This window comes from Paraburkholderia sp. Cpub6 (assembly GCF_014201065.1).
GTDB lineage: Bacteria > Pseudomonadota > Gammaproteobacteria > Burkholderiales > Burkholderiaceae > Paraburkholderia > Paraburkholderia tuberum.
Window position 1 is genome coordinate 218,136 of the sequence record NZ_JACHDM010000007.1, and the last position, 12,485, is coordinate 230,620.

Annotated in this window: 9 protein-coding genes; 8 read left to right on the plus strand and 1 reads right to left on the minus strand. The window is 65.9% G+C overall.

What is annotated here, in order from left to right; genetic code table 11:
• Positions 1–108 precede the first annotated feature (108 nt).
• The 8 genes from HDG33_RS15655 (at position 109) to HDG33_RS15690 (ending at position 12,001) form a co-directional block, all read left to right on the plus strand.
• Positions 109–1,359: an MFS transporter gene (locus tag HDG33_RS15655; RefSeq protein WP_184029795.1), complete on the plus strand. Its 1,251-nt coding sequence runs from the start codon at positions 109–111 to the stop codon at positions 1,357–1,359.
• A gap of 332 nt (positions 1,360–1,691) precedes the next feature.
• Positions 1,692–2,555 carry a TetR/AcrR family transcriptional regulator gene (locus HDG33_RS15660; RefSeq protein ID WP_184029809.1) on the plus strand — a complete coding sequence of 288 codons (864 nt, stop codon included), beginning with the start codon at positions 1,692–1,694 and terminating at the stop codon, positions 2,553–2,555.
• 200 nt (positions 2,556–2,755) lie between these two features.
• Positions 2,756–5,254 carry an acyl-CoA dehydrogenase gene (locus HDG33_RS15665; RefSeq protein ID WP_184029822.1) on the plus strand — a complete coding sequence of 833 codons (2,499 nt, stop codon included), beginning with the start codon at positions 2,756–2,758 and terminating at the stop codon, positions 5,252–5,254.
• Positions 5,255–5,398: 144 nt separating this feature from the next.
• On the plus strand, positions 5,399–6,814 hold the full coding sequence (locus HDG33_RS15670) for a 3-oxoacyl-ACP reductase (protein WP_184029824.1): 1,416 nt from the start codon (positions 5,399–5,401) through the stop codon (positions 6,812–6,814).
• Positions 6,815–6,828: 14 nt separating this feature from the next.
• On the plus strand, positions 6,829–7,761 hold the full coding sequence (locus HDG33_RS15675) for a MaoC/PaaZ C-terminal domain-containing protein (protein WP_090804158.1): 933 nt from the start codon (positions 6,829–6,831) through the stop codon (positions 7,759–7,761).
• Between the two features lie 59 nt (positions 7,762–7,820).
• A complete protein-coding gene (locus HDG33_RS15680) occupies positions 7,821–9,122 on the plus strand; it encodes an acetyl-CoA C-acetyltransferase (RefSeq protein WP_184029827.1) in 1,302 nt (433 codons plus the stop codon).
• A gap of 55 nt (positions 9,123–9,177) precedes the next feature.
• Positions 9,178–10,965 carry an AMP-binding protein gene (locus tag HDG33_RS15685; RefSeq protein WP_184029830.1) on the plus strand — a complete coding sequence of 596 codons (1,788 nt, stop codon included), beginning with the start codon at positions 9,178–9,180 and terminating at the stop codon, positions 10,963–10,965.
• 97 nt (positions 10,966–11,062) lie between these two features.
• On the plus strand, positions 11,063–12,001 hold the full coding sequence (locus tag HDG33_RS15690) for a DUF1571 domain-containing protein (protein ID WP_184029833.1): 939 nt from the start codon (positions 11,063–11,065) through the stop codon (positions 11,999–12,001).
• On the opposite strand, the gene HDG33_RS15695 is transcribed toward HDG33_RS15690, so the two are convergent.
• The gene (locus HDG33_RS15695; RefSeq protein ID WP_184029836.1) at positions 11,998–12,426 is read right to left on the minus strand and encodes a hypothetical protein; all 429 of its coding nucleotides are present in this window, start codon (positions 12,424–12,426) and stop codon (positions 11,998–12,000) included. The genes HDG33_RS15690 and HDG33_RS15695 overlap by 4 nt on opposite strands.
• Between the last annotated feature and the right edge of the window lie 59 nt (positions 12,427–12,485).

Here is a 12,485-nt window from a genome sequence, read left to right on the forward strand (position 1 = left end):
GCTTAATGCTCGGCGTACACTCGCCGGGAAGCGCTTGCCATAAGGCGCAAGGGCTACGGTGCCGCCCGCGATCAAACGCGGTTTTGTGGAGACTCAGGAGAACAATCAATGAGCTGGACTCGGGAACAGAGAAACGTCACGATCGCCGCCTATCTGGGCTGGACGCTCGACGCATTCGATTTCTTTCTGATGGTGTTCGTATTGAAAGATATCGCGCAGGAATTCAATACGGACATTCCTTCGGTCACAGTCGCGATCATGCTGACCTTGATGATGCGCCCGCTCGGTGCATTGATTTTCGGCTGGCTCGCCGACAAATACGGCCGCCGTCCGACGCTGATGCTCAACATCGCGTGCTTCTCCCTGCTCGAACTGCTGTCCGGTCTGTCGCCGAACCTGATGACGCTGCTCGTGCTGCGCGCGCTGTTCGGTATCGCGATGGGCGGCGAATGGGGGGTCGGCGGCGCGCTGACCATGGAAACCGTGCCGACGAAGTCGCGCGGTATCGTGTCGGGTCTTCTGCAAGCCGGTTATCCGAGCGGCTACCTGCTCGCGTCGATCGTGTTCGGCCTGTTCTATCAATACATCGGCTGGCGCGGCATGTTCTTCGTCGGCGTGCTGCCCGCGCTGCTCGTGCTGTACATTCGCGCGCACGTGCCGGAGTCGCCCGCGTTCAAGACGCTCGAGAAGAAGGTCCGTCCTGGCCTCGTCGCGACGCTCAAGCTGAACGTCGGTCTGTCGATGTACGCGATCATCCTGATGACCGCCTTCAACTTCTTCTCGCACGGCTCGCAGGATCTGTATCCGACCTTCCTGCGCGTACAGCGCCAGTTCGACGCGCACACGGTGTCGTGGATCACGATCACGCTGAACATCGGCGCGATCTGCGGGGGTCTGTTCTTCGGCTGGGCGTCGGAGAAGATCGGCCGCAAGCGCGCGATTTTCATCGCCGCGTTGATCGCGCTGCCGGTGCTGCCGCTGTGGGCCTTCTCGACCACGCCGATGCTGCTCGCGCTCGGCGCGTTCCTGATGCAGATCTCGGTGCAAGGCGCCTGGGGCGTGATTCCGGTGCACCTGAACGAAATTTCGCCCGATGAAATCCGCGCGACCTTCCCCGGTCTCGTGTATCAGCTCGGCAATCTGATCGCGTCGGTCAACGGTCCGCTGCAAGCGAAAACCGCCGAACTGCACGGCAACAACTACGCGCTCGTGATGGCGGTCGTGATCGGCATCGTCGCGATCCTGATCTGCGCGCTGATTCCGTTCAGTCGCGAGCGCCGTGGCATCGACATGACGCAGTCCGCGCGTGAAGTCGTCGGCGCGGAATCGACGGGCGGCGCGGTCGGAGGACGAGTTTAAGAGCTTGAGGCTTTCGAACCAGACGGCTAGCCAATACGCGTCAACGCCTGGGAGCCGGGTCAACCCGGTCGTCGAGCGCAAGGCCAGATTACATCGCAACACGACACGAGGCCGTTCCGATTCGTTCGGAACGGTCTTTTTATTTTCCGCGCGGCATGACGCGCCGCGCTTCGCCAGCATGGCTCCCCGACAGGTCTTCTAGAGGAGTTCGTCGAGCCCGTCCCTTGATCGCACCGACCATCCTTTCTTATCCTAAAAAAACGGTCGTTTCAAATATCGATTTGAATCGCGTGTTTGCGAGCCGGCAGCCCCGGCAACTGGGAGACGGCAACATGGCAGTTCGCACACCCGGCCGGCATGCCGGCGATACGAAGTCACGCATCCTCGACGCCGCGGAGACGCTGTTCATCGAATGCGGCTATGAGGCGATGTCGCTGCGCCAGATCACTTCGCGCGCCGAAGTCAATCTTGCGGCGGTCAACTATCACTTCGGCAGCAAGGAATCGCTGATTCACTCGATGCTGTCGCGCCGGCTCGATCAGTTGAACCGGGAGCGCCTGAAGCTGCTCGACCGTTTCGACGTCATGCTCGGCGCGCGCCTGACCTGCGAGCACGTGCTCGGCGCGATGTTCATTCCGGCGCTGCGTCTGTCGAGCGATCCGCGTGTCGGCGGCAAAGCGTTTCTGCGCCTGCTCGGGCGCGCCTACACCGATCCCTCGTCGTTCATCCGCGACTTTCTGAACGCGCATTACGAAGCGGTGGCGATGCGCTTCTTCGACGCGTTCCAGCGCGCGCTGCCGCATCTGCCGCGCGAGGAACTCGGCTGGCGGTTGCATTTCGCGATCGGCGCGCTGTCGGGGGTGCTCGCCGGCACCGATACCGACAGCCTGATTGCCGAGTTCTCGCAAGGCAAGTCGATGAACGATCTGCAGCTCATCGCGCGCCTGGCGTCGCTGATGGTCTCCGCGCTGAAGGCGCCGCTGCCGGACGGCTCGCAACTGGCCGCGTTCGGCGCCGTGCTCGGCGATGCGACCGACGGCGGCATGGATAGCACGTTCGCCAGTGCGCAAGAACACACCAGCGGCGAGGCGGCCGCGTGCGCAGTGGCACGCGACTCGTTCGACAGCAAAAGCCGCGGCGGCACTATGGAAGCGGCGCCGGCAAGCTATCAGCATGGGCTGCACGGCACCGCCTGACGACGTCTCACGGCGTCATCGCGTCATCACTCGACGTAACCACCACACGTCGTACATGGAACCCGATCGAGCTCGCTTACCCGAGCAGTACATCTACGTTGCGCAGCGTCAGTCGAGTCGGTAAGACGCGGTAACGCCCGACGCAAGAGCGCGACTCGCAGCTGGCCCGGCGATTGCGTCACCACAGAGGAGGAAACGTCATGCCGTGGTTCATCCTGGCGCTCGTCATCGCCGCATTCGCTCTCGTCTACGTTCAGGCCCGCGCCTCATGGTGGCTCGCGGCGCTGATCGTCTGGGTCGCGGCCGCGCTCGTGAGCGGCGCGGCCGGCCCGCTGCTGACGACACTGCTCGCGATCGTGTTCGTACTCCCCGCCCTCGTGCTGACGATCAAACCGCTGCGCCGCGCATGGCTCGCGAAACCGGTGCTCGACACGTTCCGCAAGATCCTGCCGCAGATGTCGCCGACCGAGCGCGACGCGATCGAGGCGGGCACGGTCTGGTGGGACGCCGAGCTGTTCTCGGGCCGCCCGCACTGGGACACGCTGCTCGGCTATGGCCCGGCCATGCTCAGCGCCGAAGAGCAGACGTTCCTCGACGTCGAATGCGAGCAACTGTGCGACCTCGCGAACGACTGGGAAACCACGATGGTCTGGCAGGACCTGTCGCCGCCAACGTGGCAGTTCATCAAGCAGCACGGCTTTCTCGGCATGATCATTCCGAAGCAGTACGGCGGCAAACAGTTCTCCGCGTACGCGCATTCGCAGGTGATCATGAAGCTCGCGACGCGCTGCTCGGCCGCGGCCGTGTCGGTGATGGTGCCGAACTCGCTCGGCCCAGCCGAGTTGCTGATGCACTACGGCACCGACGCGCAGAAAAACTACTATCTGCCGCGTCTCGCGCGCGGCGAGGAAATCCCCTGCTTCGCGCTGACGAGCCCGTATGCCGGGTCCGACGCCGCCGCGATTCCCGATGTCGGCATCGCTTGCCAGGGCCTGCACGAGGGCCGCGAGACGCTCGGCTTTCGCGTCACGTGGGACAAGCGCTACATCACGCTCGGGCCGATTGCGACCGTACTCGGCCTCGCGTTCCGCGCGCTCGACCCCGACCATCTGCTCGGCGCGAACGACGAACCCGGCATCACCTGCGCGCTGATTCCGACCGACCACCCTGGCGTCGATATCGGCCGGCGTCACTGGCCGCTGAACGCGGTATTCCAGAACGGCCCGAACTCGGGCAAGGATGTGTTCATTCCGCTCGACTGGGTGATCGGCGGACGCGCCCAGGTCGGCAACGGCTGGCGCATGCTAATGGAGTGTCTGGCGGCGGGCCGCGCGATTTCGCTGCCGTCGTCGAACGTCGGGATGGCGAAGATTGCCGTGCGCGGCACCGGCGCGTATGCCGCGATTCGGCGCCAGTTCCGCACCGCCGTCGGCAAGTTCGAGGGCGTGCAGGAAGCGCTCGGCCGCATGGGCGGCAACCTGTACGTGATGGACGCCGCGCGCCGCCTGTCCGCGCAGGCGGTCGACCTCGGCGAAAAGCCCTCCGTCATTTCGGCGATCGCCAAATATCACATCACCGAGCGCGCGCGCATGGTCATCAACGACGGCATGGACGTCGTCGCCGGCAAGGGTATTTGCATGGGGCCGTCGAACTTTCTGGCGCGTGCGTATCAGCAAATGCCGATCTCGATCACCGTCGAAGGCGCGAACATTCTGACGCGCTGTCTGATCATCTTCGGCCAGGGCGCGATTCGCTGCCATCCGTACGTGTTGAAGGAAATGACGGCGACGCGCGAGCCCGATCGCGCGAAAGCCTTGCGCGAGTTCGACGCGGCGTTCTTCGGTCACGTGAATTTCACGGTGTCGAACGTGGTGCGCAGCGCCGTGTATGGGCTGAGCGGCGGCGCGCTGATCGCGAAGCCGCGCCGCGCGTATGCGCCGCTCCATGCGTACTATCGCGCGGCGACACGTCTGTCGGCCGTGTTCGCGTTGCTCGCCGACGTGTCGATGTTCGTGCTCGGCGGCGATCTGAAGCGTCGCGAACGCATCTCGGGACGCCTCGGGGACGTGCTGTCGCAGCTGTTCCTGATCTCGGCGACGCTAAAGCGTTTCGAGGACGAAGGCCGACAGCACGACGACCTGCCGCTCGTGCGGTGGGGCGTCGAGGATGCGCTGTACAAGGCGCAGCACGCGCTCGACGGCGTGCTCGCGAACTACCCGAACCGGGTCGCCGCGACGCTCGTGCGTGTGCTCGCATTCCCGTTCGGCCTGCCGCATCGCGAGCCGTCTGACCGGCTCGGCAGCGAGATCGCCGAACTGATGCAAACGCCCGGCCCCGCGCGCGAGCGGCTCGTCGCCGACTCGTACGTGCCGCACCCCGACGTCGATGCGCTCGGCTATGGCGAGCTCGCGTTCGCGCTCAATCCGCAGTTCACGCAAATCGAGCAGAAGCTGCGCGAGGCGGTGAAGCAGGGTCTGCTCGAACCGCTGCCGCAAAGCCTGCCGCAGTTCGCCGCATGGACCGATGCGGCGCAACGCCAGGGCCTCGTCGACGCGGACGAGCGGCGCGTGCTCGACGACTACGCGCGCTACGGCGCGCAGGTCGTCAAGGTCGACGATTTCCCGGCCGACTTCGACCTGCTCGCGAGCTTGCAACAGCGCAAGCACGCGCTCGAAAAGGCGCTGGAACTGGTGGCCTGATGCCCGCGCTCACGCAGAAAAAACTACCGACCCGGCGCGGCAAACCGTACCCGAGTCACGCAACTCAAGGCACACTGACACACGTCCGGCGCCCCTGAAAATCACGGGGCTGCCCGCGGCGCGTCCAGCAGAGCAACCGATAACATGAACGACTCCTACCTGAAGTTCGTCAACTCGCCGTTCGGCGGCCGTCTCGCGCGCTCGCTCGGGCTGCCGAAGCCCGAGGTGCTGCGGCGCTATCGCGCGGACCGGCCCGAGTTCGACGGACTGATCGCGATCGGCGCGGGCCGCGAGCCGCGCCTGTTCGACGCGCTCGGGAGTCTGATCGCCACCATCGGCATGACGAGCGTCGCGCACGAAAGCGCCGGGCTGTGGGTGCCGCTCGCCCATCGCCACGGCCTGATGACCGGCCGCTTCGAGCCGGCCGAAGCCGGTGCGCCGGGCAAGCTTGCCGCGTTGATGTTCGACGCGAGCGGTATCGACGACAGCAGCCTGCTCGAACCGCTGCACGGCTTTTTCCACGACACGCTGCGCTCGCTCGGCAAGTGTGGGCGCATCGTCGTGCTGGGCCGGCCGCCCGAGGCCTGCGCGAGCCCGCGTCAGTGGACTGCCCAGCGCGCGCTCGAAGGGCTCGTGCGCTCGCTCGGCAAGGAAGCGCGGCGCGGCATCGCCGCGAATCTCGTGTACGTGGAGGAAGGCGCTGAAAACGCCATCGAGGCGACGCTGCGCTTTTTCCTGTCGCCGCGCTCGGCCTATGTGTCGGGTCAGGTGGTGCGGATCGCGGCACATGGCGCGCTGCCGCACGACGCGCCCGCGTTCGACTGGCGCCAGCCGCTCGCCGGCCGGCGTGCGCTGGTCACGGGCGCGGCACGCGGCATCGGCGCGGCGATCGCGAGCGTGCTCGCGGCCGAGGGCGCGCATGTGATCGGCCTCGACATTCCGTCCGCGCGCGACGCGCTCGATGCGACGATGCGGCAGCTGAACGGCAGCCCGCTCGCGTTCGACATCGCCGCGCCCGAAGCGCCCGCGCAGATCGCCGCCGCGCTCGACGAGCTCGGCGTCGACATCGTCGTGCACAACGCCGGCATCACGAAGGACAAGACCATCGCGAAGATGACCGACGCCGTCTGGCAAAGCGTGATCGACATCAACCTGAGCGCGCAGGAACGCATCGACGACGCGCTGCTCGCGGGCGGCATCCTGCGCGACGGCGGGCGAATCGTCGCGGTGTCGTCGATCAGCGGCATCGCGGGCAATCCCGGCCAGACCAACTACGCGACGTCCAAGGCTGGCGTGATCGGCCGGGTGCGGAGCATGGCGCTGCCACTGCGCGCGCGCGGCATCACGATCAACGCGGTCGCGCCCGGCTTCATCGAAACGCAGATGACCGCGAAGATTCCGCTCGCGATCCGCGAGGCCGGCCGCCGCATGAACTCGATGAGCCAGGGCGGCCAGCCCGTCGACGTCGCGCAGACCATCGCGTGGCTCGCGCATCCGGGCTCGGCCGGCGTGACGGGCCAGGTCGTGCGCGTGTGCGGTCAAAGCCTGATTGGCGCGTGAACGGGAGCATGGGTATGGACGAACCGCGTGATCCGTTCGGCAGCCGTCAGCTCGCTCCCGCGCCGGGCGACGGCGCGCGGCCGAAAACCGTCGTCATCGAAACGCTGCCCGCGCCGGCAAAGCTGTACGGGCGCGCGCTGACGGGCATCGTCAAGCGCGGCCGCGACACGCGGCTGCCGCCGTTGCGGCTCGTGCGCCCCGCCGTCGTGCTCGAGCCCGGCCCCGTGTGGCGCTATGCGCGCGTGTGCGGCTTCATTCCCGAGCACGGCGTGCCGCTGACCTACCCGCACCTGCTCGCGTTTCCGCTGCATCTGCTGATGCTGACCGACCCCGCGTTTCCGTGGCCCGCGCTCGGTCTCGTGCATCTGGCCAATCACGTGCGGCTGCGCCGCCCGCTCGCCTACAAGGACCTGCTGCGCATCGAGGTCGAATTCGGCGCGCTGCTGCGTCACGACAAGGGCCAGGCGTTCGTCGTGCATACGCGCATCTATCGGCGCGGCGAGGCGGTGTGGGACGGCGACAGCATCTACCTGAAGCGCGCGGTGCCGGCGCTCGGCCATCCGCTCGAAGCGTTGACGCTCGGCCCCGATGCGCTGCAACGGATCGCGCGCTGGCAGCTCGCGCCGCAACTGGGCCGCGACTACGCGAGCGCGTCCGGCGACTACAACCCGATCCACATCAGCGCGCTGTCGGCGAAGGCGTTCGGCTTTCCGCGCGCGATCGCGCATGGCATGTGGACGCTCGCGCGCGCGGCGTCGTCGCTGCAGCCGCCGAAGCCGCTCGCCGAAGCAACGCTCAGCGCCGAGTTCAAGGTGCCGATGCTGCTGCCGGGCGAAGCGTCGCTGTGGAGCGCATCGCCTTCGCTGATCGAGCGCGATCTCGAGGTGCGCGATATCGCCGGGGAAAAGCCGCATTTGCGCGGGCGCATGCAGTGGCGGCTGCTGTGAACCGCGAGCGCGCCGTTCGCATCGACCAATAATCTGGGAACGACCCAAAGGAGCCGAGCATGTCCCACCCGCAACCTGCCGTGCGCCGCGTCGCCGTCATCGGGGGCAACCGGATTCCGTTTGCCCGCTCGAACACCGCTTACGCGAGCGCACCGAATCAGGACATGCTGACCTTCACGCTGCAAGGGCTGATCGATCGCTATGACCTGCACGGCGTGCGTCTCGGCGAAGTCGCGGCGGGCGCCGTCATCAAGCACTCGCGCGACTTCAACCTGACGCGCGAGTCCGTACTGTCCACCACGCTCGCGAAGGAAACGCCAGCCTACGACGTGCAGCAGGCCTGCGGCACCGGCCTCGAAGCCGCGATCCTCGTCGCCAACAAGATCGCGCTCGGGCAGATCGACGCGGGCATCGCGGGTGGCGTCGATACCACGTCCGACGCGCCGATCGGCGTCAACGAGCGCATGCGCAAGATCCTGCTCGAAGCGAATCGCGGCAAGAGTACGGGTCAGCGTATCGCCGCGCTCAGCAGGCTGCGGCCCGGCATGTTGTTCAAGCCGCTGTTGCCGCGCAACGGCGAGCCCCGCACGGGGCTGTCGATGGGCGAGCATTGCGAGCTGATGGCCAAGCGCTGGAACATCTCGCGCGAGGCGCAGGACGTGCTCGCGTACGAGAGCCATCGCAAGCTCGCCGATGCGTACGCGCGCGGCTTCGTCAACGATCTGATGACGCCGTACAAAGGCCTCGCGCGCGACAACAACCTGCGCGCCGACCTGTCGCTCGAAAGGCTCGCGAACCTGAAGCCCGTGTTCGACCGCGACGCGGGCACGCTGACCGCCGGCAACTCGACGCCGCTGACCGATGGAGCATCCGCGGTACTGCTCGCGAGCGAAGCGTGGGCGGCCGAGCGTGGCTTGCCCGTGCTCGCGTATCTGAGCTGGTCGGAAACCGCGGCGGTCGACTTTTTCGACAAGCAGGAAGGCCTTCTGATGGCGCCCGCCTACGCGGTGCCGCGCATGCTCGCGCGCGCCGGCCTCACGCTGCAGGACTTCGATTTCTACGAAATCCACGAAGCGTTCGCGGCCCAGGTGTTGTGCACGCTCGCGGCATGGCAGGATGACGAATATTGCCGCACGCAGCTTGGCCTCGCCGGCGCGCTCGGTGCGATCGACCGCACCAGGCTCAACGTGAACGGCGGTTCGCTCGCGACCGGCCATCCGTTTGCGGCGACGGGCGGACGGATCGTCGCCGCGCTCGCGAAGATGCTGGCGCAACTCGACAAACCGGCCGGCAGTGCACGCGGGCTGATCTCGATCTGCGCGGCGGGCGGCCAGGGGGTCGTCGCGATTCTGGAACGCTAGGGCCTGTTCACGCTAATAACGGGCAGCGCATACCAACATTTTCAGGAGGCAACCGATGACCGAGCCCACCCAAGCCCCGCCGCACGTGCCGGACGCAGGCGGCACGCCTCGTCAAAACCCGGTGCCCCACCCCGCTCCGAACACCGACGGCATCTGGTACGCGTCCTATCCGGACGACGTGCCGCGCGACATCGACGTCACGCAATACGAGTCGATCGATCAGTTCTTCGACGAATGCATCGCACAGTTCCGCGAGCGCGTCGCGTACGTGAGCGTCGGCGCGAACCTGACGTACGGTGAACTGGGCCGCAAGGCGAGCGCGTTCGCGGCGTACCTGCAAAGCATCGGCGTGGAGCCGGGCGAGCGCGTCGCGATCATGCTGCCGAACACGTTCCAGTATCCGGTCGCGCTGTTCGGCACGATCAAGGCGGGCGCGGTGGTCGTCAACGTGAATCCGCTCTACACGGTGCGCGAACTCGCGCACCAGCTAAAGGACAGCGGCGCGCAGACGATCGTCGTGTTCGAGAACTTCGCGAAGACGCTCGAAGATGCATTGCCCGGCACCAAGGTGCGCAACGTGATCGTGACCGCGCTCGGCGATCTGCTCGCCGACGGCGCGAACCTGAAGGGACACCTGCTCAATTTCATGCTGCGTCACGTGAAAAAGATGGTGCCCCCTTACAAGCTGCCGCAGGCAGTGCCACTCCTGAAAGCGCTTTCGGCCGGTTATGCGCGGCCGCACACACCGGTGCGCGCGACCCACGAAGACATCGCGTTCCTGCAATACACGGGCGGCACGACCGGCGTCGCGAAAGGCGCGATGCTCACGCACCGGAACATCCTCGCCAATCTGTTGCAGGCGAAGGCGTGGGCCGCGGGGCAGCTGTCCGGCGAGGGCGAAACGGTGCTCACGCCGCTGCCGCTTTATCACATCTACTCGCTGACCGTGAATGCGCTGATCTTCATGGGGCTCGGCGGGCGCAACATCCTGATCGCGAATCCGCGCGACATGAAGCGCGTGATGATGATCATCCGTCACGAAAAATTCACCGGCATGACCGCGGTCAACACGCTCTATAACGCGTTCCTCGACAACGAGGAATTCTGTCGGCGCGACTTCTCGGACCTGAAGCTCGCGATGGCGGGCGGCATGGCGACGCAGAAAGCCGTCGCCGAGCGCTTCAAGGCGGTGACGGGCAAGCCGATCATCGAGGGCTACGGACTCACCGAGTGCTCGCCGATCGTCTCGATGAATCCGGTCGATCTGACCAATCTGCGCGACTTCGAGGGCTCGATCGGCTTGCCCGCGCCGTCCACGCAGGTGCGCTTCAGGAAAGACGACGGCAGCTGGGCCAATATCGGCGAGGCGGGCGAGCTGTGCGTGAAGGGCCCGCAGGTCATGAAGGGCTACTGGAACCGCCCCGACGAAACCGCGAAGGTGATCGACGATGACGGCTGGCTCGCGACCGGCGACATCGGCGTGATGGACTCGCGCGGCTTTATCCGTCTGATCGATCGCAAGAAGGACATGATCCTCGTGTCGGGTTTCAACGTGTATCCGAACGAAATCGAGGACGTGATCGCCGCGCATCCGGACGTGCGCGAAGTCGCCGCGATCGGCGTGTCCGACCCCGCGCAGGGCGAGCGCGTGAAGGTGTTCATCGTGCGGCGCACGCCGACACTGACCGCCGAGCAGGTGATTGCGTACTGCCGCAAGAATCTGACTGGCTACAAGGTGCCGAAGCTCGTCGAATTCCGCGACGAGCTGCCGCAAACCAACGTCGGCAAAATTCTGCGCCGTGCGTTGCGCGACGAGGAACTCGCGAAACAGAAGTCCGCCTGACGGGAATAAGCGTTGCTTCAAAGCGTTATTGCCTTGTTGCTTCGCGTTATTGCCTTGCATGTTGCATGAGCGGCCGCGTCACTTTCTGGAGAAATTCATGAAGCACCGCATGTCCGCCCGTTCGCATCGCCGGCGACAGCGCTTGCTGGGTGCGCTGCTCGTCGCGCTCGGCCTGCTGTCGGTGCCGACGGCCTTCGCGCAGAACGACGATCGCCCGCCCCCGCTCAACACCGCGAGCGCCGTCAAACCGCCCACCACGCCGGCCGCGCAGGTCGGCAAGCTCACGCTCGACCAGCAGGTCAAATGGCTGCGCGCCGCGCAGCAAAGCGGCACGCTCGAAAAGCTCGACGACGCGCAACTGGTCGCGCTGTTCCAGTCGCTCAATCCGCTCGCGCTGCCGCGCTATATCAAGGAAGGGCCGAACGACTACCCGTCGTACGAGTTCACGATGTCGCGCTTCGAACGCATTCGCGGCATCTGGCCCGACAAGCCCGATCACATGCTGGTGCGCGTCGCGCACGACCCGCTGCGCATCTACGCGAAGTGGCTGCCCGACGGCGCGCACGCGGGCCAGGAAATCATCTACGACGAATCGAAACGTAGCGACGAAACCTACGGCCACCTCGGCGGCATCATGAACGTGATGCCGTTGTGGACGTCGCTGACCGGCGCGCTCGCACGCTCGCAATCGAATCACAGCGTGCGCGATCTCGGCACCGAGTACGTTGCCGATCAATACCTGAGTGAAGGAAAAAAATACACCGAGGCCGGCTTGCCACGTTCGGTGCGGATCGAAGTGAAGACCATCGACGGTGTGCGCGTCGTCGCGTTCACGTTCGAAACACCGGTCGGCCAGCCACAGTTCTACGCGAAAAAGGAGACGCTCGGGCTCGATCTGCGTCATCCGTTCTTTCGCAGCGTCCAGTCTTACGACAACGACGGCAAGATTTTCGAGCAGATCGTGTTCGAGAGCATCACGCCGAGGACATTCGACGATTCGACCTTCGATCCGAAGAACAAGGACTACAAGTTCTAGCGCGCGCTGCGCGGCGTCAGCGCGAAGGCCACGTGGGCGGGTTGCGCATCCAGTCCCTCGCGCGCTTCGTGACGATGCTCGACGAAGCGTCCCGTGCGAAGCGCGAGGTGTTGCAGGACGAAGTAATCGGACGCGCGCGTGAAGCCGATCAGCGCGGGCATCGCGTGCGGGGTCCGCCCAACGTCGAGCAGTGGCGCAAGTGTGGTGAACCAGAGCGCGCCCGCATCATCGCCGGTTTCGAAGGTCGGCAAGCGAAGATGCGCGGCATAGCGTGCGAACGACGCGCCGCATTCTAGCGTCGAGTCGACGATCGCGAACGCGCGCGCATCGTCAGCGCACGCGGCGGCTTGCGCGAGCCACGGCCATGCGCCGCCCGCGGCCGTCGCGAGGCATGCACCGGTGAGCATGAAAGTGCGTCGATCCATTGGCGTGTACGTTCCGTTCTGTTTGCGCTTCGGTTTGCCGTGCGTGTGCGCACGCGTCG